The organism is Ruegeria sp. E8 (assembly GCF_056533985.1).
Genome location: NZ_JBQFOY010000001.1, coordinates 101128 through 124044 on the forward strand (window position 1 = coordinate 101128; position 22917 = coordinate 124044).

Below are 22917 nucleotides of genomic sequence, written 5' to 3' on the forward strand. Positions count from 1 at the left end.
GCGGCTAACATTGTCTTTTTGTCATTGTGCATTTGAAATCATCTTGGGTTTCGTAGGGTAATGGAGTAAGTGGATTTGGCTTAAGCCCCGTTGCCCACCCCCCGTACGCCCCATTCCCAAGCCTTAAACTTCTTTCCGTCATAACTCCTTTCAACAAGCCGGGCAGAGCGGCGGCAGAAAGGAGCACAGATGGTATTCGATTTCTTGCGTCGTGGATCGGCGGGCGAAGCGCCCGAGGCGAAGGCGAGCGCGGCGGGGCCTGTGGTGGCGTGGCAGACGGGCGGGCGTGTGGCGTGGAGTCCTCGGGATGCGGTGTCGTTGACGCGGACGGGGTTTTCGGGAAACCCGGTGGGGTTCCGCTCGGTCAAACTGATTGCCGAGGCGGCGGCGGCTTTGCCACTGGTTCTGCAGGATCAAGCGCAGCGGTTTGATGCGCATCCGATCCTCTCGTTGATGCGCCGTCCGAATGCGGCGCAGGGGCGGGCGGAGTTGATGGAGGCCTTGTTCGGGCAATTGCTGCTGTCGGGCAATGCCTATGTCGAGGCTGTTCAGGCAGAAGACGGCCTGCCGGTTGAGCTGCATGTCTTGCGCTCGGACCGGATGAGCGTGGTCCCGGGTTCGGATGGATGGCCCAAGGCGTATGACTACGCAGTGGGCGGCAAGAAGCATCGGTTTGCGGCGGAGGCGATCTGCCATATCAAGTCGTTCCATCCACAGGATGACCACTATGGGTTCTCGCCGATGCAGGCGGCGGCGATGGCGATTGATGTGCATAACAGCGCTTCGCGGTGGTCGAAATCGCTGCTGGACAATGCGGCGCGGCCTTCGGGGGCGCTGGTGTGGAAGGGCGATGGTCACGGGGTGATGGCCGAGGATCAGTTCCGGCGCCTGTCGGATGAGATTGAGCAGAATTATCGTGGCGCGCGCAATGCGGGACGACCGATGGTTCTGGAAGGGGGGCTGGATTGGAAGCCGATGGGGTTCTCTCCGTCCGACATGGAGTTTCAAAAGACGAAGGAAGCCGCCGCCCGCGAGATCGCGCTGGCCTTTGGGGTCCCGCCGATGCTGCTGGGGATTCAGGGCGACGCGACCTATTCGAACTATCAGGAGGCCAATCGGGCGTTCTATCGCCTGACCGTATTGCCTCTGGTGACGCGGGTGGCGGCGGCGGTGTCGGAGTGGCTGGCGGGATTTACCGGCGAGGAACTGGTGCTGAAGCCCGATCTTGATCAGGTGCCTGCATTGTCGGCGGAACGCGATGCGCAATGGGCGCGGGTCAATGGGGCCGATTTCCTGACGGATGCCGAGAAGCGCGCGTTGCTGGGGTTGCCGGAACGTGCGGATGTCTGAGGGGTATCCTCCGTTCGAGTGTGCGCCGGGCCTGCGTCTGGCCGCCCATGAGCGGGTGGCCGAGATTCAGCATGCGCATTTGTGTCGGCGGCTGGATCAGATCGAAGAGATGATGGAGCGGCTGGAGCGGCGGCTGTGGCTGACGGTCTATGGCGTGGCGGCAGTAATCCTGGCGCAGGCATTTCAGTCACTCCTCGTCGTTACACCATGAATTCAGTGGGTTGCATGGAGAAGTTTATGGATTTGGAGCACAAGTTCGCACAGTTCGGGGACGGGTTGTCAGTGACCGAGGATGCGGTGATTGAAGGCTATGCCAGCTTGTTCGGGCAGGTCGATCAGGGCAGCGATGTGGTGCAGCGTGGGGCTTATCGCGTCTCGCTGGCCGGGCTGGTAAAGGCGGGTCAGCGGGTCAAGATGCTGTGGCAGCACGACCCGGCGCAGCCCATCGGTGTCTGGGACGAGGTGCGTGAGGACGACAAGGGCCTGTGGGTCAAGGGGCGTCTGTTGGAGAGTACTCAGAAAGGCCGTGAGGCGGCGGAGTTGATCCGCGCCGGGGCGCTGGATGGCCTTTCGATTGGCTATCGCACCAAGCGGGCCGTGAAGAATGACAAGGGCCAGCGCGTCCTGACCGAACTGGAGCTGTGGGAGGTGTCTCTGGTGACCTTCCCGATGCTGCCCAGTGCGCGGGTGGCGGCAAAGGGGACGACCCCGGACGCCGAGGACACCCTGCGCAGTATTGCCGAGGTGTTTGACAACGCCCGGCAGGAGCTGGCGCGGACCTAGCGCGCCTCAAATCCACTCAGAACAGGACATGCTGATGAGCAAGACCGAGACCCCGGCCTTGACCGGAGAGGGTGCGCCCCTGGTTCAGGAGGTGAAGCAGGCGATGGCTGGCTTCGTGAATGAATTCAAGGGCCTGAAGGCTGAAGTTAAAACCAAACTGCAACAGACAGAAGAGCGACTGACCATGCTGGATCGTAAATCAACCATCGCGGCGCGCCCGCATCTTGCGGCGTCCATCGAAGACGGCGCACCGCATCAAAAGGCGTTCGACACGTATGTGCGTTCGGGCGATGACGACGCGCTGCGTGGGCTTGAAATGGAGGCCAAATCGCTGTCGAGCGCAGTCAACAGCGATGGCGGCTTTCTAGTCGATCCGCAGACCGCAGAGGTGATCAAATCGGTGCTGAACTCGACCGCTTCGATCCGTTCGATTGCGTCGGTGGTGAATGTCGAAGCGAACTCGTTCGACGTATTGATTGACCATACGGATGTAGGCGCGGGCTGGGCCGATGAAAACTCGGCCACGGCTGAAACCGGGACCCCGTCGATAGATCGCATTTCGATCCCGCTGCACGAGTTGAGTGCGCTGCCCAAAGCCTCGCAGCGTTTGTTGGATGACAGCGCCTTTGATGTCGAGGGTTGGCTGGCGGGTCGAATTGCGGACAAGTTCGCCCGCGCCGAGGCGGCCGCGTTTATTGGGGGGGACGGTGCTGACAAGCCCAAGGGTATTTTGAATCATGCCAAGGTGGCCAATGACTCGTGGGCCTGGGACAACATCGGCTATGTTGCGACGGGCGTCGACGGCGGTGTCAACGCGGATGCCATTGTCGATGTGGTCTATGCGCTGGGTGCACAATACCGGGTGAATGGCACCTTCGTGATGAATTCGAAAACCGCCGGTTTGATCCGCAAGCTGAAAGACAGCGATGGCCGCTTCCTGTGGTCGGACGGTTTGGCTGCGGGCGAGCCTGCGCGTCTGATGGGTTATCCGGTGTTGATTGCCGAAGACATGCCGGATGCGGCGACCGACAGTTTCTCGATTGCCTTCGGGGACTTCCAGGCGGGTTACACCATTGCCGAGCGTCCTGATCTGCGCGTGCTGCGCGATCCGTTCAGCGCCAAGCCGCATGTCCTGTTCTATGCGACCAAGCGCGTTGGCGGCGACGTGAGCGACTTTGCTGCGATCAAGCTGATGAAATTCGGCACGTCCTAAGACGGGTTGAATCCGGGGGGCCGTTGGCCCCTCGGGCGGCGGGCGCGGGCCGGGGTGAGATCCCCTGCGTTGTCTAGCTGCTCCCCTCCGTCCGAGCAACGTGGGGCGGCACGTGCCCGTCATTTTCCAAGGATACGGCCCCCGGAGGGGTCCGAGATTGCGGAGTGAATGGATGATGTTGATCGAAGAAACCGCCATCGCGGATGCGGCGCTGCCGGTGGACCAGTTCAAGGCGCATCTGCGGCTGGGCACCGGCTTTGCCGAAGCCAGCGTGCAGGACGAGGTGTTGAAGGGTTTCCTGAGGGCCGCGATTGCGGCGATCGAGGCGCGTACGGGCAAGGTGCTGATCGAACGTGGATTTTCCTGGAGTGTGAACGGTTGGCGGGATCGCCGCGGTGAGGTCCTTCCGGTCGCACCAGTGAAGGCAGTGACAGCCGTGAAGGTGACGGATGCGGCGGCGACCGATAGCACAGTTCCACCTGGTGCATATCGGTTGGAGCGCGACAATCAGCGGCCCCGACTGCGCCCTACTGGAACCGCGTTGCCTGTGATTTCCAGCGGTGGTTCGGTGAAGATCGTTTTTACCGCTGGAATGGCTTCCGGCTGGAGCGGACTGCCCGCCGATCTGGGGCAGGCGGTTCTGTTGCTGGCGGCGCATTACTACGAATACCGCGATGAAACCGCGCTGGGCGCAGGGTGCATGCCGTTCGGTGTCACCAGTCTGATTCAGCGCTATCGCATTGTGCGTTTTGGGGCGGGGGTTTCGCAATGAACGTGCCGCATCTGAACCGTAAGCTGGTGCTTGAAGCACCTGTGCGCAGCGCAGATGGGGCGGGCGGTTACACCGAGACCTGGGCCGCGAAGGGGACGCTGTGGGCTGAGGTAACTGCGCGCAGTGGGGCGGAGCGGCAGATCGCCGGCGTGCCCGTATCGCGTGTGGGATATCGTATCGTGGTGCGTGGCGCGCCTGAGGGATCTTCGATGCGCCCTGCGCCGGATCAGCGGTTTCGCGAAGGCAACCGCCGCTTTGTCATCCGCGCCGTGGCGGAGCGCGATCCTCGTGGACAGTACCTGACCTGTTTTGCAGATGAAGAGGTGGCGGCATGAGCTACGGCGTATCCGCCGCTTTGCAAGCGGCCGTGTATCAGAAGCTTTCCTCGGACACCGCAGTAAGCAGCCAATCTGGCGGAGCGATTTATGACGCGATGCCCACAGGAACGGTTCCCCAGACCTATGTGGCGCTGGGGCCGGAAGAGGTGCGTGACGCCTCGGACCGGTCGGGCGGTGGAGCGGTGCATCGGTTTACCGTTTCAGTCGTCTCCGAAACCGCGGGGTTTGGCGCGGCCAAGACCCTGGCCGGGGCTGTGTGCGACGCACTGGACGGTGCAACACCGACATTGGCGCGCGGGCGGCTGGTGGGGCTGTGGTTCGAGCGGGCCTCGGCCCGGCGTACCGGAACCGGCGGTGCTATCCGCCAGATCGACCTGAGATTTCGCGCTCGTGTCGAAGACGATTAAAGCAATCAACGGAGAGAGCACATGGCTGCCCAAAACGGAAAAGACCTGTTGGTCAAGGTAGATATGAACGGCACGGGCCAGTTTCAGACCATCGCGGGTCTGCGGGCTACGCGGATCAGCTTCAACGCTGAAAGTGTGGATGTGACGACACTGGAAAGTCAGGGCGGTTGGCGCGAGCTGCTGTCGGGGGCGGGGGTCAAGTCGGCCTCGATCTCTGGTTCGGGTGTGTTCAAGGATGCCAGTACGGATGAACGCACACGGCAACTGTTCTTTGATGGTCAGACGCCGAATTTTCAGGTCATTATCCCCGACTTTGGCACTATCAAAGGACCTTTTCAGGTGACCAGCATCGAATATGCAGGCTCGCATAACGGTGAGGCGACCTACGAGTTGAGCTTGGCCAGCGCCGGTGCTCTGACCTTTACGGCGCTTTGATCTGATGGCCAATCCGTGGACGGGCGAGGTGGCTTTGACCATCGATGGAGAGCGGCGGGTGCTCAAGCTGACGCTTGGTGCTTTGGCGGAATTGGAACAGGAGTTGAGCGCGGGCTCTCTGGTTGAGCTGGTGCAACGGTTTGAGGGCGGGGCGTATTCCAGCGCCGATGTACTGGCCCTGATCGTCGCTGGTTTGCGGGGTGGTGGCTGGACCATCACCCATGCCGACCTTCTGCATGCCGAAATCGAGGGTGGCCCCATGGCCGCGGCCAGAACCGCAGCCAAGCTGCTGGCCCGCGCCTTCATGGTGCCGGAGGGCGCATGAGCGGGTTCGACTGGCCCGCCCTGATGCGGGCCGGGTTTCTGGGGCTGCGGCTGACGCCGGATCAGTTCTGGCGTCTGACCCCGGCCGAGCTTCGGCTGATGCTGGGTCAGGGCGCGGGGATGCCAGCGATGAACCGGGCCGGGCTGGACGCGCTGCTGGCGGCGTATCCGGACAAAACACAAGGAGAGCGTGATGATGGATCGTGATGGGTTTGACGACCTGCAAGAGCGGGGAGAAGCGTTGGGCGATTCCCTGGGCGATGCTGCGACAATGGCAGCCGCTTTTGACGGCCAGATGAAGCGCATCAGCGCCGCGTTCGAGGCAACCGGCAAGGATGTCGCCACACTGGAACGTGGCATGTCCAGCGGTTTGCGCAAGGCCTTCGACGGTGTGGTATTGGACGGGATGAGCCTTTCTGGTGCGTTGGATGTCCTGAAGAACTCTATGATCCAAACGGCTTATGCGGCCGCGATCAAGCCGGTGACGAACCATTTCGGCGGGATGCTGGCCGACACAGTTGGTGGGCTGGTGAAGGGTATTTTGCCTTTCGCGGACGGTGGCAGTTTCAGCCAGGGGCGGGTGATGCCCTTTGCCAACGGCGGCGTCGTCAGCAGCCCGACCATGTTTCCGATGCGCGGTGGAACCGGGCTGATGGGTGAAGCGGGCCCCGAGGCAATCATGCCGCTTGCGCGCGGTGCGGACGGTAAGTTGGGCGTGCGAACGCAGAGCGGCGGGCGCGCGGTGAATGTGGTGATGAACATCTCTACCCCAGACGTGCAGGGTTTCCGCCGGTCTCACGGCCAGATCGCGGCACAGATGAGCCGCGCTTTGGGCCGCGGCAATCGCAACAGATAAATCAGGGAGCAGCTGATGAATTTCCATGAGGTGAGATTTCCCGCCAGTCTGAGCTTTGGCTCGGTCGGCGGTCCAGAGCGGCGCACGGATATTGTGACGCTGGCCAACGGTTTCGAAGAACGCAACACGCCGTGGGCCCATTCCCGACGTCGTTATGACGCGGGCATGGGGATGCGGTCGCTGGACGACATCGAGATGCTGATTTCGTTTTTCGAGGCGCGACAGGGTCAGATGTTCGGATTCCGCTGGAAGGACTGGTCGGATTTCAAATCCGGCAAGCCGACATTGGACGTCGGTTTCAGAGATCAGCTCATTGCCAAAGGCGATGGCAAGCAAACCGGGTTTCAGTTGATCAAGACATACAGCTCGGGCGGGGTCAGCTACGCGCGACCCATCGTAAAACCCGTTCTGGGTACGGTGCGTCTGGGGCTGGGTCAGGACGAAGTCCGCGAGGGCGTGGAATTTGTCGTGGATCTGGCAACCGGCAAGGTCGTCTTTGCCGATCCGCCTCCGAAAGATGTCGATGTTACTGCCGGGTTTGAATTTGATGTGCCGGTGCGGTTCGACACTGACAAACTACAGACCAGCGCTGCCAGTTTTCAGGCGGGCGAGGTGCCGAACGTTCCTGTGGTCGAGGTGCGCGTCTGATGGCAATGGATGCACAGGGACTACACGGGCATTTGCAGAGCGGGATGACCACTGTGTGCCGCTGTTGGGCGATTAAGCGTGCCGACGGTCAGGAATACGGGTTCACCGATCATGATATAGAGCTTGGCTTTGACGGTTTGACGTTCAAGGCCAGCTCTGGCTTGACGGCTGCGGCCATTGAACAGGCCACTGGCCTGTCCATCGACAATACAGAAGCCATGGGTGCGCTGTCTGACGCAGCCATTCGTGAAGAGGACATTGAGGCGGGACGTTTTGATGGGGCCGAAGTGCGTGCCTGGCTGGTCAACTGGGCCAATCTGGATCAGCGCATCCTTCAGTTCCGAGGATCGATTGGCGAGCTGCGCCGTTCGGGCGGTGCGTTCCATGCGGAATTACGAGGCCTCACCGATTTGCTGAACCGGCCTTTGGGGCGCGTTTATCAAAAGCCTTGTACGGCGGTGCTGGGGGATCGGGAATGCCGGTTCAACATGGACACGCCGGGGTATTGGGTCGAAGGTGCGATCTCGGGCTTTGATGGCGGAACGGTTCTGCAAGTTACGGGGGGGCAAACCCTCCAAGACGGCTGGTTCGAGAGGGGGCGCGCGGACGTCGTATCCGGTTCTGCCAAAGGGCTGTGGGCTTCGATCAAGCACGACAAACGGACAGCGACAGGACGGGCGGTCACCCTTTGGTCTGGATTTGGGGTAGGCCTTGCGATTGGCGACAAGGTGAAACTGCGGGCAGGGTGTGACAAGCGGATGGAAACCTGCCGTCTGAAATTCAAAAACATTCTGAATTTTCAGGGTTTCCCGGATCTTCCAGGCGAAGACTGGGTCATGGCTGTTCCCAAGAAAGGCAAAGCCAATCGCGGGGGTAGCATAAGATGACAACGCACAGAGAGGACATTGTGGCAGAGGCGCGCGATTGGCTTGGAACGCCTTACGTGCATCAGGCCTCGGTCAAGGGGGCAGGTGCGGATTGCCTGGGGCTGTTGCGCGGCGTGTGGCGAGCCGTGATCGGACGAGAGCCTGAATCCGTTCCCGCCTATAGCCTGGACTGGTCCGAACCGCAGGGCGAGGAACGCATGTGGGCGGCGGCCAAGCGTCATTTGATCGAAAAACCAGTGAACAGATTGGCGGTGGGAGATGTGCTGTTGTTTCGGATGCGCGACGATAGCGTGGCCAAACATCTGGGCATCGTCAGCGTCACGCAATCCGAGGCCCGCTTCGTCCACGCTTACTCCGGCCACGGCGTCGTGGAAAACGCTCTGAGCAGCCCATGGCGTCGCCGTGTCGTTTCCTGTTTCGAATTCCCGATGGAGAAGCTTTGATGGCTACTATTCTTCTTTCTGCAGCCGGGGCCGCGCTGGGCGGTTCGATTGGCGGCACGGTCGCAGGCCTTTCAACCGCGATCATCGGACGGGCTGTTGGTGCAACGGTCGGACGGGTCATCGACCAGAAGTTCTTTAACCAGTCGGTCATGGGCAGTGGCAGCGAAGTTGTCGAAACCGGGCGCATGGATCGGTTCCGGTTGACGGAGACCGGCGAGGGTGCGCCGGTGACCACTGTTTTTGGCCGTATGCGCGTGGGTGGTCAGGTCATTTGGGCCTCGGACTTTCTGGAAACTCAGACGAAAACCACGGAAGGCGGTAGAGGTGGGGGCAAGGGAAACAAACCCAGGACCCCTGAGGTGACGACTGTCACCTATAGCTACTCGATTTCTCTGGCGATTGCCGTCGGTGCCGGTGAGATTGCTGACGTCGCGCGCATTTGGGCGGATGGGGAAGAGCAGGAGCGCTCTGGCCTCAACATGCGGATTTATCACGGTACAAAGAATCAGCTGCCGGACCCGTTGATCGAGGCAACCGAAGGCGCAGGTACGGTTCCGGCCTATCGCGGGACAGCCTATGTTGTGATCGAGGATTTTCCGCTCGGCTCCTTCGGAAATAGGGTGCCGCAGTTTTCGTTTGAAGTGGTTCGACCTGCGCAGCGTGAAATGCCCGATCATAGCAGCAGCGTTTCGCAGACCGTGCGCGGAGTCGCCATGATACCGGGCACGGGAGAATACGCTCTGGCCAGTTCTCAGGTGAATTATTCGCAGCACGGCAAAAGCTGGGCTGCCAATGCGCATTCTGCATCTGGCGTGTCCGACCTTGTATCCTCGATCCGTTCATTGAACCGTGAATTGCCAAATTGTGATGCCGCATCACTGGTGGTTTCGTGGTTCGGTGACGATCTGAGATGCGGTCAGTGCAAAATCCGGCCCAAGGTCGAGCAGCGAGAGATCGACAGCAGTGATATGCCTTGGATCGTGTCTGACCAGACCCGAAGCAAAGCGGGGCTCGTTGTTCGAAAGAATGGCCGCCCGGTTTACGGGGGTACTCCGGCTGATGCAGCGGTGGTTGAGGCAATCCGCCATCTGAAAAAGTCGGGAAAACGGGTGATGTTCTATCCCTTCATCCTGATGCAGCAGTTGCAGGGTAACGCGCTGCCTGATCCCTGGTCGGGCGCTTCCAGCCAGCCGCACCTGCCGTGGAGGGGGCGGATTACGCTGAACGTGGCCCCGGGACGTGCAGGGTCTGCGGACCAGAGTGCGGCAGCTGATGCGCAAGTTGCCGCGTTTTTCGGAACCGCGCGCGCGCAGGACTTTGCGATCAACCAGGACACGGGTGGATCAGGAAGTACCTACAGTACGGTAAGCACCGGTCCGGTGCAGGGTGGCAGACCTGACGACAGAGGGTCGACCGGGGTAACTTGGGTAAACGGTGGCAGTAACCTCGGCGGATTGCTGGGTGGCCAAAGCAAAACCGCCAAAGAGGTCATTACTTACTCGGGCCCTCAGGAATGGGGTCTGAGGCGCTTCATTCTGCACTACGCAATGCTGTGTAAGGCTGCCGGTGGTGTTTCGTCTTTTTGCATCTCATCTGAGATGGTTGGCCTGACCCAGATAAGGGGGGCTTCGGGATTTCCCGCCGTGGCACAGCTGCGCGCCTTGGCGGCCGAGGTGCGTAAGATATTGGGACCGAATACCAAAATCGGCTATGCTGCCGATTGGAGCGAGTATTTCGGTTACCAGCCGAAAGGTACGGGCGACAGGTACTTTCACCTCGACCCGCTTTGGGCGGATAGCAATATCGATTTCATAGGCATCGACAACTACATGCCGCTGTCCGATTGGCGCGATGGCGAAAACCATCTGGACGCAAAGGCGGGCGCACCTGCGATCTACGATCTGGACTATCTTCGCAGCAATATCGAGGGTGGCGAGGGTTATGACTGGTACTATGCGTCTCCGGAAGCGGCTAAGGCGCAGGCCAGAACGCCTATTAAAGATCAGGGTCATAATGAACCATGGATCTGGCGCTACAAGGATCTGCGCAACTGGTGGTCCAATCCGCACCACGAACGGATCGGTGGGGTGCGACAAGCGCAGCCAACCGCTTGGGTGCCCGGTTCAAAGCCGATCTGGTTCACCGAACTGGGCTGTGCCGCCATCGACAAGGGCACGAACCAACCGAACAAGTTTCTGGACCCGAAGTCTTCTGAATCACTGTTGCCGGCGTTTTCGAACGGGATGCGGGACGATTTCATTCAGGTTCAGTACCTGACGGCGATGCTGAGCTATTGGAGCGATCCGAATGTCAATCCTGTATCACAAACCTACGGCGCGCCGATGCTGGATTTAGCGAACGCTTATGTCTGGGCCTGGGATACGCGCCCTTTTCCGACCTTTCCCAACCTGCAAAGCCAATGGGATGATGGTGAGAACTATCCCAGGGGGCATTGGTTGAACGGCAGGTCCGGATCGCGCACTCTGGCATCCGTTGTGACGGAAATCTGCCGCGGAGCCGGGGTGACGGATATTGATGTGTCCGGTCTTTATGGCGTGGTCCGCGGATATGTCATCGAAGATGTGACAAACGCGCGTTCGGCTTTGCAACCGCTGATGTTGCGCTATGGCTTCGATGCGATCGAGCGGGATGGTGTCTTGCGGTTCCAGATGCGCGATGGGCACGGTGCGGTTGCGCTGAACCCCGATCAACTGGCGGTCAGCAAAGATCTGGAAGGTGCCGTTGAGCATCGTCGTGAAGCCGAGGCCGAAATGACCGGGCGTGTCCGCCTGCGCTTTGTGCAGTCAGACGCGGATCACGATGTGGTCGCGGAAGAGGCGGTTTTGCCACAAGACAGAACCCATTCGGTATCAGTCAACGAAATGCCGCTGTCCATGACACGCACGGAAGGCCGACAGACCGCCGAGCGCTGGCTGAGTGAGGCCAGAGTGTCTCGCGATACGGTTCGGTTTGCATTGCCACCATCCCAAACGCATTTGGGCGCAGGTGATCTGATCCGGCTGTCGGAAACTGGTACCGGGCCTGTCTATCGGATTGACCGGTTGGAATCCGCTGACTTGCAGTTGGTCGAAGCGGTTCGGATCGAACAGGGCGTTTACAAGGCCGCAGAATTGAAAGACGACCCGGTAACGGTCAAGCCGTTTGCCGCGCCGACGCCTTTGCTGCCGGTTTTTCTTGACTTGCCTTTGATAACCGGAGCTGAAGCCCCTCATGCGCCTTATCTGGCCGTAACCGCAGATCCCTGGCCAGGGGCGGCGACGATCTATTCCTCGTCCAGCGACGATGGGTATATTCTGAGCGACGTGATCAGCGGGCGCGCTACCGTTGGTGTCACCGAAACACCGTTAAGACGGGCCAGCGTCGGAGTATGGGATGATGGCCCGGCATTGAAGGTCAAGCTGCTTGCCGGTCAGTTGGAATCGCGCCCACGCGGATCTGTTCTGAACGGCACCAATTTGGCTGCAATCGGTGACGGATCACCCAACAACTGGGAGGTGTTTCAGTTCTCTGAAGCCAAGCTGGAGGCTCCGGGAGTGTACGCCTTGTCCGGGCGGCTCAGGGGGCAGCTTGGGTCTGACGCTCTGATGCCGGATGTCTGGCCGGAAAGATCGGTTTTTGTTCTGCTGAACGATCACGTGCAGCAGATAAGCCTGCTGCGAAATGAACGGCGCTTGGCCAAGCATTACCGTATCGGACCTGCATCCCGCAGCTATGACGATCCGTCATACCAACATCTGATCGCCTCGTTTGATGGCAATGGTTTGCGCCCGTTCGCGCCTGTACATCTGGGGCTTCGGTCCAGTGCGGCCGGGGACGAATTCAGCTGGATTAGACGTGCCCGGGCCGATGCGGATGACTGGTCGGGGTTGGAAATTCCGTTGGGTGAGGAAAGCGAATCCTATTTGGTGCGTGTTGTCGTAGGAGGAGACCTTGTGCGCGAAGACCTGACGTCTGTGCCTAGGTGGAGCTATTCAGCTGCGATGAAAGCGGCCGACGGTTTGACCGGGCAATACCATATCGAGGTGGCGCAGGTCTCCGCCGTGTACGGACCGGGTGCCTGGGCAAGACTGGTGGTTGGGTAAGCGGCCTGATGCGCCCTGTTTTTCATGGAGATGTGAGTGCTGTGGCGCGCGCCTTGCTGGCCGTGCCGCAGCCGGATCGAGAGGCTTTGTGTGTCCGTATGATTCACGAGGCGGAACTGGCCTGCAAGCATTTGGAATGCACAGGCAAACTTCACCCGGTTTACGGCAACGGTTCACTTATGGCTGTTGCCCGAAATCGGATTTTGGTCGATGAGCCGGGGTTCGACGATCTGCAATATTGCCAATGTTTTGAGACGGTTCTGCATCAACTCGCCAGGTTTTTGGTTAACCGGACGCGCAACTGACGCATTTGCTGGCGGCCAGATCCAGGTTTAGCCGCCCATCCGGAATGCGTTCTCCGCAGTCTTCGCAATACCCGAACTCACCTTCGTCCAGCCGTGTTAACGCAGCCCGAAGTCGGAGCGTTTCCGTATCGCGATTGGTCTGTTGCGCTTTGGCCATGGCCTGGTTTTGCAGCGCGTCCATGCGGCTTAGCCTGCCTACAGCCTGTTGATCCAGCTCGACAACGGCCTGCGCCTGCTGACCCGCGGCTGACAACTCTTCAAGTTCCGCCAGTCGCTCGCGAATTCGTGTTTCAAATTTGGTGCGCTCTGACTCATTCATTTTCGTTACATGACCGATCATGGGTTTGCGTTTGGTCTTTTTGCCACTAAATGGCATTCTAGGCGCAGCAAAGGATCAAAAGCCATGTTTGAAAAGCGCAGCCACGTGACACCGGTCGATCCGGTTTGGAGCCGTATAACATCCGAGGCCCAGGCAGCCGTTGAGAAAGAGCCCCTTATGGGTGGACTTGTGCACGCCTGTATCCTGCATCACCGCAGCCTTGAACGTGCCCTTTCGTATCGAGTGTCGGCCAAGCTGTGTTCGAACGAAATGTCAATGATGGTCCTGCGCGAGATCGTGGATGAGGCTTATGCCGACGATCCGGGATTGCTGGAAGCTGCCCGCGCGGATCTGATGGCGGTGTACGAACGTGACCCGGCCTGCCACCGGTTGTTGCAGCCGATTCTGTATTTCAAAGGCTATCAGGCCATGCAGGCTTATCGCGTGGCACATTGGCTGTGGCGTCAGGGGCGCAATGACTTGGCGTATTTCTTCCAGATGCGTTCGTCTGAAATCTTTGGGATCGATATTCACCCTGCCGCGAAAATCGGCAAGGGCATCATGATCGACCATGCCCATTCCATCGTGATCGGTGAAACCGCGATTGTCGGGGACAATGTCTCGATGTTGCATTCGGTCACGTTGGGCGGAACCGGCAAGGAAGAAGAACAGCGCCATCCCAAGATCGGCAACGGCGTTCTGATCGGGGCCGGTGCCAAGGTGCTTGGCAATATCGAGGTCGGCCATTGCAGCCGTATCGCTGCCGGTTCGGTGGTTCTGCAAGAAGTACCGCCGTGCAAGACCGTGGCCGGTATCCCTGCCAAGATCGTAGGTGAAGCCGGATGCGATCAGCCGTCGATTTCGATGGATCATATGCTGGGCAAGGACCAGTAAACAAACCTCAGTTCGAGCGGTTGGAGCGTTTTTCCAACCGCTTGCGCCGCCGTTCTTCCCGTTTCTGTTTTCTCAATTCTCTGCGACGATCTTGTTCAGCTTTCTGCTGAGCAACTGCAGCCGGATCGTTTGATTTGAACTTCGAATGTTCGCCCGGATAGCTGTTCGGTTTCGCGTCAGCCCTATCAGGCGCAACCCCAGTCAGAAGAGCCAAAACAATCAGGACTTGAATGGGGCTTTTCCAGAACATCGCGCACCTTCTTTCTATCTGAAACTTTAGAAGAAGGTGGGACACCACGCTGTGCTGGACAATTGCTGCCCCGATCACGCGGGCTCAATTCAATGCCAAGAAATGAGACTGCCCTCGCCCAAAGTGTTTCGAGCGAGAGCGTGTTTAGGATCTTCAGGCCAGCATGACCATCGGGTTTTCCAGGTTGTCGACGATGGCCTTGAGCAGTTCCGCCCCCAGCGCACCGTCGATGACGCGGTGATCGACGGACATGGTAACAGACATCACCGTTGCCACGGTCAGTTCACCATCCTCCCCGACAACCGGCTTTTTGACACCGGTCCCCACGGCCAGAATACCGGCGTGGGGTGGATTCACGATGGCGTCGAAATTGTCGATGCCGAACATGCCAAGGTTTGAGATGGCAAATGTGCCGCCCTGATATTCATGCGGCGCCAGCTTGCGTTCGCGCGCCCGAGAGGCCAGGTCTTTCATCTCGGTTGACAGCGCAGACAGGGATTTCATGTCAGCGTCCTGAAGGACTGGCGTGAACAAACCACCCTCGATCGCGACAGCAACGGCCACGTCCGAAGGCTTCAGTTGCAATACCCGGTCGCCTGCCCAGACCGCGTTACAGGCCGGGACCTGTTGTAAGGCGTTGGCGACGGCCTTGATGATGAAGTCGTTGACGCTGAGCTTGACGCCGCGCCCTTCCAACTGCTTGTTCAACTGGCTGCGGAATTTCAGCAACGCGTCCAGCTTGATATCGCGGCGCAGGTAGAAATGCGGGATGGTCTGTTTAGCTTCACCCAGACGCGCGGCGATCGTCTTGCGCATCCCGTCAAGTTTGATTTCCTCGTATTCCCGACCCTCATACATCCGCGCGACCATATCGGCGGATGGACCAGCCGGAGCCGCTGCCGGCGCAGCAGCAGGCGCTTCGGCGGCTGTGGCCGGAGCGGGCGCTGACGCGGTTGCAGACGCGCCTTCGACGTCCGCTTTGACGATACGGCCATGCGGGCCCGAGCCGCTGATCTGCGAAAGGTCCAGACCTTTCTGCGCAGCGATCCGACGGGCCAGCGGCGAGGCAAAAATGCGACCGCCATCCGCCATGACCGGAGCTGCCGGAGCAGGGGCGGGCGCCTCGGATGCTGCTGGCGCGGCAGCCTCGTTGCCCGCGGCGGCTGGTGCCGCCTCTGGGGCCTTGGCCGGCGCAGCGGCAATATCGTCGGCGCTTTCTCCGTCTTCCAGAAGAACCGCAATGGCGGTGTTGACCTTGACCCCTTCGGACCCTTCGGGGATCAGGATCTTGCCGATGGTGCCTTCGTCAACGGCCTCGAACTCCATCGTGGCCTTGTCGGTTTCGATCTCGGCCAGCAGGTCACCGGAGGAAACGGTGTCGCCTTCCTTGACCAGCCATTTGGCGAGCGTGCCTTCCTCCATGGTCGGTGAAAGGGCGGGCATCAGGATTTCGGTGGGCATGTCTTCATGTCCTCTTACTTCGAAAATGAGTAAATCAGCGTTGCGATATCGATCAGGAGAATGGCCGCGCAGAAGGTGACAAACACCCCCACGACCACAGAGCGCGCCTTAGACACGCGCGGATGGTTCTTTTCCAGCCACTCGGTGAACTGACCAAGGGCAGCGGCGTCGCTGTGTTCAACAGCGGCCAGATAATCCATGCCCAGTTGCAGGCGTTGCTGCTCGAGCACAATGTAAATGACCGAAGCGTACGAGACGACGCAGGCGACACAAAGCATGGCTCGGATAGGCCAAGCGCTGGTCAGGCTGCCCTCGACCGACAACAGATCGAAGGATATCTGGTCGAAGGCCTCTAGGTTGAACGCAATGCTGACAAAGGAAACCACCAGGAACGCCGCACATACATAAAGCAGGTTGCGGTTGTTATCCTTGCGCGCGGAGACCAGGCTTTCAAATAGCCAGTCCACGCCCGCAGGATTATGTACGTTCCCGGGGGTCATCGCCTATCGGTAGGTCACTTGTTTGACGGCTGCGATCACCTCATCGGTGGTGATCAGCGCCAGCTTTTCCAAGTTCGCGGCGTAAGGCATCGGAACATCCTTGCCGGTGCAATTGATGACCGGCGCGTCGAGGTAATCGAACGCCTCTTGCATCACCACCGAGCTGATGTAGCTGCCGACCGAACCTTGCGGCCAGCCTTCTTCCACGGTCACCAAACGATTGGTTTTCATCACCGAGTTGATGATCGCGCCGGTGTCCATCGGGCGGATGGTGCGCAGGTCGATCACTTCGGCGCTGATGCCTTCCTCGGACAGCTTGTCCGCGGCTTCCAGCGCGTATTGCATACCGATGCCAAAGCTGACGATGGTCACATCGGAACCTTCGCGCCAGATGCGGGCCTTACCCAGTGGGATGGCCAGGTCATCGACTTGCGGTACGTCGAATGTGCGGCCGTAGAGGATTTCGTTTTCCAGGAAGACAACCGGGTTGGGGTCGCGGATCGCCGATTTCAGCAGGCCTTTGGCGTCTGCAGCCGAGTAGGGCATGACGACCTTCAGGCCCGGGATCTGCATATACCAAGCGGCGTAGTCCTGACTGTGTTGCGCGGCCACGCGGGCGGCTGCACCGTTGGGACCGCGGAACACGATGGGGCAACCCATCTGACCGCCAGACATATAAAGTGTCTTGGCGGCCGAGTTGATGATCTGGTCAATCGCCTGCATGGCGAAGTTGAAGGTCATGAACTCGACAATTGGTTTCAGACCGCCAAAGGCCGAACCGACGGCGATACCGGCAAAACCATGTTCGGTGATGGGTGTGTCGATCACGCGCTTGGAGCCGAACTCGTCCAGCAGGCCCTGGGAAATTTTGTATGCACCCTGATACTCGGCAACTTCCTCGCCCATCAGATAGACGTCTTCGTCGTTGCGCATCTCTTCGGCCATCGCGTCACGCAGGGCTTCGCGCACGGTCTCGGATTTCATCTCGGCATCGGCAGGCCAGTCGGGAGACATGTCTACAACGGGCGCTACGGGAGCAGCAGCGGCAGGAGCGGGGGCCTCAACCGCCGCCGGGGCGGCCTCGGCCACCGCTGCGGCTGCGGGCGCAGCAGCAGGCAGGGCGGAGGCGTCTTCGCCGTCCTCGACCAGCACCGCAATAGGGGTGTTGACCTTGACCCCTTCGGTGCCTTCCGCGATCAGGATTTTGCCGACGATGCCTTCATCGACAGCTTCGAACTCCATCGTCGCTTTGTCGGTTTCGATCTCGGCCATGATATCGCCGGAGTTTACGGTGTCGCCTTCCTTAACCAGCCATTTGGCCAGCGTGCCCTCTTCCATCGTGGGCGAAAGGGCGGGCATGAGAATTTCGGTTGCCATGTCTTATTCGTCCTCTCAGGCGTAAATATCGGTCCAGAGCTCATCCAGCGACGGCTCAGGGCTTTCTTTCGAGAATTCAGCGGCTTGATTGACGACCTCTTTGATCTCTTTGTCGATCGCCTTCAGGTCGTCTTCGGTGGCGTGTTTGCCGGTCAGCAACAGCTCGCGCACATGTTCGATCGGGTCGCTTTGCTCGCGGACCTTCTGAACCTCTTCGCGGGTGCGGTATTTGGCCGGGTCGGACATCGAGTGGCCGCGGTAGCGGTAGGTTTTGACCTCAAGGATGTAGGGGCCCTTGCCCGCGCGGCAGTGGGCCACGGCCTTTTCGCCAGCTTCCTTGACCGCCAGCACGTCCATGCCATTTACGATTTCGCCGGGGATGCCGAATGCTTCGCCGCGAACGTAGATGTCCTGGGTAGAGGTTGAACGCGCCTGAGCGGTGCCCATGGCGTATTGGTTGTTCTCAATGACGAACACCACCGGCAGGCTCCACAGGGCGGCCATGTTGAACGTCTCATAGACCTGACCCTGGTTGGCCGCTCCGTCACCGAAATAGGTGAAGGTCACGCCGCCGTTTTCTTTGTACTTATCGGCAAAAGCCAGACCGGCACCCAGCGGAACCTGAGCGCCGACGATACCGTGGCCACCATAGAAATGCTTCTCTTTCGAGAACATGTGCATCGAGCCGCCTTTGCCCTTGGACAGGCCGCCTTCGCGACCGGTCAGTTCGGCCATCACGCCGCCCGGGTCCATGCCACACGCCAACATGTGGCCGTGGTCACGGTAGGAGGTGATACGCTTGTCGCCCTCTTTGGCCGCCGCCTCGAGCCCAACAACAACCGCCTCTTGTCCGATGTAAAGGTGGCAGAACCCGCCGATCAGACCCATGCCATAAAGCTGGCCAGCCTTTTCCTCGAATCGACGGATCAGAAGCATTTCGCGGTAGTATGTCTTGAGTTCTTCCGCAGAAACATTTGGTTTCTTTGTGGTTTTTCGCGCAGCCATAGTGGCGATCTCCCCCTTTCGGCAAGATAGTTTAGCGTTAAACTATCTCATAAAGCATTTAACGCTTTCTGGCGAGGGGAAATGTGACGCAGCGTCCGGGCACGCGCGGCTTAGCCGAAAAACAGGGCAACGCCACATTGTTCAGAAGCTTTCCGAGGACCGAAAATGTTCAGCGGATTACGATTTCATCTGCCCGGATCATACCCAGAACCGAGCGTGCCTGCTGGTCCAGCAGGTCAAGATCAAGATAGGTGTCAGACAGACGTCGAGTCAGGTTATCCATTTCGGCGATCTCGGCATTCAGCTTTTCCAGATCGCGTGACAGAGCGTCCCGTTCCGCCGCTATTTCGACCCGTCGGAACAGGCCATAGTCGCCTTGCACGGCGGCGAAGGTGAAGTACACACCCAGCATGAAAGCCACCGTGAAGAAAACTACTGCGCCCAAACCGGGCCGATGGGAACGGGACACTCTGTTTACCGCCGTATGAAAACTTGCCTCAAAACGTGCCCTTTCCGGACATCTGATCGCACTATGTCACAGGTGATTCGGGTTGTGAATCCCCTGATTCGATTTTTTCTTCAGTAATTTATGCGTGCTCTGATCCGCGTCAGCGCCAGGATTCCAACACCTGATTTCGCGCGATGGTCTGTTCTTCCATACAGGTCCAGTAGAACATCGGGGCAGCGCTGCCGCCCCCGGCCAATTCCTTGTCGCAGGAAGCGTCCCGGGCCTGCAACCAAGCGCGTTGTTCTCTCAGAAGGGCATCACCGTCGCCGCGCGCATCGGCGGCAGGTTTGATCTCTGCCCACAGTCGGTTGAGTTCGCGATCAGCGACCTCCCATTGTTCCTTGGCGCAGAAATTGGCGTCAAGTTGGGTCTGACCGCCGCAACTGGATTGAGCAGCGGCAGAGCAGGGCAGCATGGTCAGGACAAGAAGGTAAATTGGCTTCACGGTAATATCCCCCGTTCAAAAGGAGATAATACCATGAACTATATCAGGCGACCAAAGGTGGTCAGCGACGCTTACTGATCCAGTGCAGCAACACCGGGCAGCGTCTTGCCCTCCATCCATTCCAGGAACGCGCCTCCTGCGGTCGAGATGTAAGTGAAGTCCTTGGCGGCACCCGAGGCGTTCAGAGCAGCAACCGTATCTCCACCCCCGGCGACCGAGATCAGCTGTCCTGAACGGCTGAGGGCGGCTGCTTTCAGCGCGGCGGCATTGGTGGCGGCGTCGAACGGTTCCAGTTCGAACGCGCCAAGCGGGCCATTCCAGATCAGGGTTTGGCTTTTGTCGAAGATCTCGGTGATCGCAGCGACACTTTCAGGACCGGCATCAAGGATCATGCCATCCTCGGGGCATTGATCTGCTGGCAGAACCTGATGCGGTGCGTTGGCTTCGAATTTCTCAGCCACTACGACGTCGCGGGGCAGAACGATCTGACAGCCCGAGGTTTCGGCCTTGGCCAGAATTTCTGCTGCCGTGTCTTTCATCGCAGTTTCTGCGAGCGATTTGCCAACACTGATGCCTTGCGCGACCAAAAACGTATTCGCCATGCCGCCACCGATCACCAGATAGTCGACCTTGTCGATCAGGTTGCCCAGCAGTTCCAGCTTGGTCGAAACCTTCGCCCCGCCGACAACAGCGGTCACCGGACGTTTGGGCGCACCCAACGCGCTTTCCAAAGCTTGCAGTTCAGCCTGCATCAGACGACCGGCGCAGGCGGGCAGCAGGCGCGCAATGGCCTCGGTCGAGCTGTGCGCCCGGTGCGCTGCCGAAAAGGCGTCGTTGCAATAGATCTCACCCAGCTTGGCCATGCCTTCGGCCAGATCGGTGTCGTTCTTGGTCTCGGCCGCGTGGAAGCGTGTGTTTTCCAGCAGCAGCACCTGACCGGGCTGAAGTGCCTCGGCTGCCAGTTCAGCCTCGGTGCCAACGCAATCCGCCGCAAACAGGACCTGCGCGCCAAAAGCGCTTTCCAGAGTCGGGACCAGTTGCTTCAAAGACAGGTTCTCGCGCCGCTCGCCTCCGGGGCGGCCGAAATGGGCCAGAAGGATCGGTTTGCCACCAGCGGCCAGAATATCGCGGACCGTCGGAACGATCCTCTGGATCCGAGTGGCGTCGGTCACAACGCCGTCAACAACAGGCACATTGATATCCACGCGCACCAGCACGCGTTTGCCGTTCAGGTCCATATCGTCCAGTGTTTTCCAGCCCATCTTGCGATCCTCGTCATTGGCATCCGATTTAGGCGGTTCTTTTCCTGCATTTTGCCCTCAGGTCAATGCGTCACTTGGCATTCGCACGCGTGCGTCATAGGTATTTGCGCAAGACAAACGACAGGAGGGCCTCATGGCCGAGATCAAAGATCCCGAAAACACCATCATCATCGAGCTGAAAGACGGCAATGTCGTCATTGAGCTGCTGCCCGACGTGGCACCGCAGCACAGCGCGCGCATGAAGGAACTGGCCCGCGGCGGAGAATATGACAATGTTGCCTTTCACCGTGTGATCGACGGTTTCATGGCGCAAACCGGCGACGTGCAGCATGGCGACATGGAAGACGGCTTCAACCTGCGTATGGCGGGCACTGGCGGCTCGTCGCTGCCGAACGTTCCGGCAGAGTTTTCCAAACTGCCCCATGATCGCGGCACGCTGGGCGCTGCCCGGTCGCAGAACCCGGATTCGGCGAACTCGCAGTTCTTCATCAACTTCAAGGACAACCACTTCCTGAACGGCCAATACACTGTATACGGCCGGGTCATCGATGGCATGGAACATGTAGATGCGATCGTACGTGGTGAGCCGCCTGCGAATCCGGATCGCATGATCAGCGTCAAGGTGGCCGCAGATGCATAAGCTGGCCGCAGCCTTTGCTTTGCTGGCAAGCCCTGCACTGGCCAGCGGGTTGCAGATCGAGGTCGAGGGGGAAGGGGCCAATGGCACGATCTCAATTGACCTGTTCGAAGATGTCGCGCCCAAGCATGTGGAACAGATCACCGCGTTGGCTGCTGACGGTCAGTATGATGGTGTTGTGTTCCACCGTGTGATCGAAGGCTTCATGGCGCAAACCGGCGATGTGGAATACGGCAATTCCGGCGCTAATGGGTTTGACATGCGCTATGCCGGGCGTGGCGGATCCGACCGCCCCGATCTGCCCGCTGAGTTTTCCGATGTGACCTTTGACCGGGGCGTTGTGGGCATGGCCCGCTCGAACGATCCGAATTCGGCCAATTCGCAATTCTTCATCATGTTCGAACCTGGCCCGTTTCTGGATGGCCAGTATACCGTGGTCGGTCAGGTGACCGACGGTATGGACGTGGTTGATGCGATCAAGCGCGGCGCTGGTCAGAACGGTGCCATTGTCGGCGCGCCCGATGTGATGAAAAAAGTCACCGTCACCGAATGAACAGAAAAAGCCCGGCGCTTACCAAAACGCCGGGCTTATTCGTATCGTTGGTCGTGTGAACCAGTGTCAATCGTCGGGTGACATGATTTTCCAGATCACTGCCCCGACAGCGGCGCCGATCAACGGGGCCACCCAGAACAGCCACAGCTGCGCAAGGGCAGGGCCGTCGGCAAACAGGGCAACACCTGTAGAACGGGCCGGATTGACCGAGGTATTGGTGACCGGGATCGATATCAGATGGATCAGGGTCAGACCCAAACCGATGGCGATGGGAGCGAAACCGGCTGGCGCCTTGTCCGAGGTTGCACCCAGAATGATCAGGATGAAGAACGCAGTCATCACGATTTCGATCACCAGAGCGGACATCAGAGAGTATCCACCGGGCGAGGCCTCACCATATCCGTTTGATGCGAACCCACCGACGCCGGAGAAATCGGGCGCGCCGCTGACGATCAGGTACAGGACGATGGCGGCCGCGATTGCTCCGATAACCTGAGCGACCCAATAGGGCAGCAGATCTTTGGCCGGAAACCGACCGCCAATCATCAGGCCCAGGCTGACCGCCGGGTTGAAATGCCCGCCCGAGATATGGCCCACTGTGTAGGCCATTGTCAGAACAGTCAGGCCAAAGGCGAAGGACACACCAAGCCAACCGATGCCGACATCCGCAACGCCCGCCGCAAGGACGGCACTGCCGCAACCCCCAAGAACCAACCAGAAGGTGCCGAAGAACTCGGCAAGTAGTTTTGATGACATGAAAAATCCTCCACGATGCAATGAGGTTAACTGTAATTCAAAAATTAGCTTTTGTTAAATTTTGGTGAACGGGGAATTTCCCGAAT

The 22917-nt window shown here is 59.4% G+C and carries 29 protein-coding genes; 19 read left to right on the forward strand and 10 right to left on the reverse strand.

Annotated elements, in window-relative coordinates; all coding sequences use genetic code 11:
* Positions 1 to 189 precede the first annotated feature (189 nt).
* From ACR0LF_RS00510 to ACR0LF_RS00585, 16 genes are all read left to right on the forward strand, one after another.
* Positions 190 to 1350 carry a phage portal protein gene (locus ACR0LF_RS00510; RefSeq protein WP_480573378.1) on the forward strand — a complete coding sequence of 387 codons (1161 nt, stop codon included), beginning with the start codon at positions 190 to 192 and terminating at the stop codon, positions 1348 to 1350.
* Positions 1343 to 1561, forward strand: coding sequence for a GTA head formation protein, RCAP_rcc01685 family (locus tag ACR0LF_RS00515; RefSeq protein ID WP_480573381.1), 219 nt, complete (start codon positions 1343 to 1345; stop codon positions 1559 to 1561). The genes ACR0LF_RS00510 and ACR0LF_RS00515 overlap by 8 nt, the downstream gene beginning before the upstream one ends.
* A gap of 26 nt (positions 1562 to 1587) precedes the next feature.
* Complete coding sequence (locus ACR0LF_RS00520) at positions 1588 to 2133, forward strand: HK97 family phage prohead protease (RefSeq protein ID WP_480573384.1); 546 nt, start codon at positions 1588 to 1590, stop codon at positions 2131 to 2133.
* A 34-nt stretch (positions 2134 to 2167) separates the two neighbouring features.
* Positions 2168 to 3346: a phage major capsid protein gene (locus tag ACR0LF_RS00525; protein ID WP_480573387.1), complete on the forward strand. Its 1179-nt coding sequence runs from the start codon at positions 2168 to 2170 to the stop codon at positions 3344 to 3346.
* A 172-nt stretch (positions 3347 to 3518) separates the two neighbouring features.
* Positions 3519 to 4118, forward strand: coding sequence for a head-tail connector protein (locus tag ACR0LF_RS00530; protein ID WP_480573390.1), 600 nt, complete (start codon positions 3519 to 3521; stop codon positions 4116 to 4118).
* Positions 4115 to 4453 (forward strand): phage head closure protein, encoded by a 339-nt coding sequence (locus ACR0LF_RS00535; protein WP_480573393.1) that lies wholly within the window; start codon positions 4115 to 4117, stop codon positions 4451 to 4453. The genes ACR0LF_RS00530 and ACR0LF_RS00535 overlap by 4 nt, the downstream gene beginning before the upstream one ends.
* Positions 4450 to 4863, forward strand: coding sequence for a DUF3168 domain-containing protein (locus ACR0LF_RS00540; protein WP_480573396.1), 414 nt, complete (start codon positions 4450 to 4452; stop codon positions 4861 to 4863). Before ACR0LF_RS00535 ends, ACR0LF_RS00540 begins: the two co-directional genes overlap by 4 nt.
* Positions 4864 to 4884: 21 nt before the next feature.
* Positions 4885 to 5298 (forward strand): phage major tail protein, TP901-1 family, encoded by a 414-nt coding sequence (locus ACR0LF_RS00545; protein WP_480573399.1) that lies wholly within the window; start codon positions 4885 to 4887, stop codon positions 5296 to 5298.
* Positions 5299 to 5302: 4 nt separating this feature from the next.
* Positions 5303 to 5623: a gene transfer agent family protein gene (locus ACR0LF_RS00550; RefSeq protein WP_480573402.1), complete on the forward strand. Its 321-nt coding sequence runs from the start codon at positions 5303 to 5305 to the stop codon at positions 5621 to 5623.
* Positions 5620 to 5829, forward strand: coding sequence for a rcc01693 family protein (locus tag ACR0LF_RS00555; RefSeq protein ID WP_480573406.1), 210 nt, complete (start codon positions 5620 to 5622; stop codon positions 5827 to 5829). The genes ACR0LF_RS00550 and ACR0LF_RS00555 overlap by 4 nt, the downstream gene beginning before the upstream one ends.
* Positions 5816 to 6478: a phage tail tape measure protein gene (locus ACR0LF_RS00560; RefSeq protein ID WP_480573409.1), complete on the forward strand. Its 663-nt coding sequence runs from the start codon at positions 5816 to 5818 to the stop codon at positions 6476 to 6478. The genes ACR0LF_RS00555 and ACR0LF_RS00560 overlap by 14 nt, the downstream gene beginning before the upstream one ends.
* A 15-nt stretch (positions 6479 to 6493) precedes the next feature.
* Positions 6494 to 7126 (forward strand): phage distal tail protein, Rcc01695 family, encoded by a 633-nt coding sequence (locus ACR0LF_RS00565; RefSeq protein WP_480573412.1) that lies wholly within the window; start codon positions 6494 to 6496, stop codon positions 7124 to 7126.
* Entirely contained in the window at positions 7126 to 8013 is an 888-nt protein-coding gene (locus ACR0LF_RS00570) for a DUF2163 domain-containing protein (RefSeq protein ID WP_480573416.1), read from the forward strand. Before ACR0LF_RS00565 ends, ACR0LF_RS00570 begins: the two co-directional genes overlap by 1 nt.
* Positions 8010 to 8456: a C40 family peptidase gene (locus ACR0LF_RS00575; RefSeq protein ID WP_480573419.1), complete on the forward strand. Its 447-nt coding sequence runs from the start codon at positions 8010 to 8012 to the stop codon at positions 8454 to 8456. Before ACR0LF_RS00570 ends, ACR0LF_RS00575 begins: the two co-directional genes overlap by 4 nt.
* Positions 8456 to 12559 carry a baseplate multidomain protein megatron gene (locus tag ACR0LF_RS00580; RefSeq protein ID WP_480573422.1) on the forward strand — a complete coding sequence of 1368 codons (4104 nt, stop codon included), beginning with the start codon at positions 8456 to 8458 and terminating at the stop codon, positions 12557 to 12559. The genes ACR0LF_RS00575 and ACR0LF_RS00580 overlap by 1 nt, the downstream gene beginning before the upstream one ends.
* A gap of 8 nt (positions 12560 to 12567) precedes the next feature.
* Positions 12568 to 12864 (forward strand): DUF7742 family protein, encoded by a 297-nt coding sequence (locus tag ACR0LF_RS00585; protein WP_480573425.1) that lies wholly within the window; start codon positions 12568 to 12570, stop codon positions 12862 to 12864.
* Here ACR0LF_RS00585 and ACR0LF_RS00590 read toward each other — a convergent pair.
* Complete coding sequence (locus ACR0LF_RS00590; RefSeq protein WP_480573428.1) at positions 12845 to 13183, reverse strand: TraR/DksA family transcriptional regulator; 339 nt, start codon at positions 13181 to 13183, stop codon at positions 12845 to 12847. The genes ACR0LF_RS00585 and ACR0LF_RS00590 overlap by 20 nt on opposite strands.
* 84 nt (positions 13184 to 13267) lie before the next feature.
* Here ACR0LF_RS00590 and cysE point away from each other — a divergent pair, with 84 nt between their 5' ends.
* The gene (gene cysE, locus ACR0LF_RS00595) at positions 13268 to 14077 is read left to right on the forward strand and encodes a serine O-acetyltransferase (protein WP_480573431.1); all 810 of its coding nucleotides are present in this window, start codon (positions 13268 to 13270) and stop codon (positions 14075 to 14077) included.
* Between the two features lie 7 nt (positions 14078 to 14084).
* On the opposite strand, the gene ACR0LF_RS00600 is transcribed toward cysE, so the two are convergent.
* The 8 genes from ACR0LF_RS00600 to ACR0LF_RS00635 all read right to left on the reverse strand — a co-directional run bounded on the left by ACR0LF_RS00600 (position 14085) and on the right by ACR0LF_RS00635 (position 20885).
* A complete protein-coding gene (locus ACR0LF_RS00600) occupies positions 14085 to 14327 on the reverse strand; it encodes a hypothetical protein (protein WP_480573434.1) in 243 nt (80 codons plus the stop codon).
* Between the two features lie 153 nt (positions 14328 to 14480).
* Positions 14481 to 15788, reverse strand: coding sequence for a pyruvate dehydrogenase complex dihydrolipoamide acetyltransferase (locus ACR0LF_RS00605; RefSeq protein WP_480573437.1), 1308 nt, complete (start codon positions 15786 to 15788; stop codon positions 14481 to 14483).
* Between the two features lie 14 nt (positions 15789 to 15802).
* The gene (locus ACR0LF_RS00610; RefSeq protein ID WP_480497565.1) at positions 15803 to 16288 is read right to left on the reverse strand and encodes a hypothetical protein; all 486 of its coding nucleotides are present in this window, start codon (positions 16286 to 16288) and stop codon (positions 15803 to 15805) included.
* A 3-nt stretch (positions 16289 to 16291) separates the two neighbouring features.
* Entirely contained in the window at positions 16292 to 17665 is a 1374-nt protein-coding gene (locus tag ACR0LF_RS00615) for a pyruvate dehydrogenase complex E1 component subunit beta (RefSeq protein WP_480573440.1), read from the reverse strand.
* Between the two features lie 15 nt (positions 17666 to 17680).
* Entirely contained in the window at positions 17681 to 18670 is a 990-nt protein-coding gene (pdhA, locus tag ACR0LF_RS00620) for a pyruvate dehydrogenase (acetyl-transferring) E1 component subunit alpha (protein ID WP_480573443.1), read from the reverse strand.
* A gap of 169 nt (positions 18671 to 18839) precedes the next feature.
* Complete coding sequence (locus tag ACR0LF_RS00625) at positions 18840 to 19139, reverse strand: FtsB family cell division protein (RefSeq protein ID WP_480573446.1); 300 nt, start codon at positions 19137 to 19139, stop codon at positions 18840 to 18842.
* 139 nt (positions 19140 to 19278) lie between these two features.
* Positions 19279 to 19623, reverse strand: coding sequence for a lysozyme inhibitor LprI family protein (locus tag ACR0LF_RS00630; protein ID WP_480573449.1), 345 nt, complete (start codon positions 19621 to 19623; stop codon positions 19279 to 19281).
* A gap of 71 nt (positions 19624 to 19694) precedes the next feature.
* Positions 19695 to 20885 (reverse strand): phosphoglycerate kinase, encoded by a 1191-nt coding sequence (locus ACR0LF_RS00635; protein ID WP_480573452.1) that lies wholly within the window; start codon positions 20883 to 20885, stop codon positions 19695 to 19697.
* 133 nt (positions 20886 to 21018) lie between these two features.
* Here ACR0LF_RS00635 and ACR0LF_RS00640 point away from each other — a divergent pair, with 133 nt between their 5' ends.
* Positions 21019 to 21525 (forward strand): peptidylprolyl isomerase, encoded by a 507-nt coding sequence (locus ACR0LF_RS00640; RefSeq protein WP_480573455.1) that lies wholly within the window; start codon positions 21019 to 21021, stop codon positions 21523 to 21525.
* A complete protein-coding gene (locus ACR0LF_RS00645) occupies positions 21518 to 22075 on the forward strand; it encodes a peptidylprolyl isomerase (RefSeq protein WP_480573458.1) in 558 nt (185 codons plus the stop codon). The genes ACR0LF_RS00640 and ACR0LF_RS00645 overlap by 8 nt, the downstream gene beginning before the upstream one ends.
* A 66-nt stretch (positions 22076 to 22141) precedes the next feature.
* Here the strand turns inward: ACR0LF_RS00645 and aqpZ are convergent, their stop codons facing one another.
* Positions 22142 to 22831, reverse strand: coding sequence for an aquaporin Z (gene aqpZ / locus ACR0LF_RS00650; protein WP_480573461.1), 690 nt, complete (start codon positions 22829 to 22831; stop codon positions 22142 to 22144).
* Positions 22832 to 22917 lie beyond the last annotated feature (86 nt).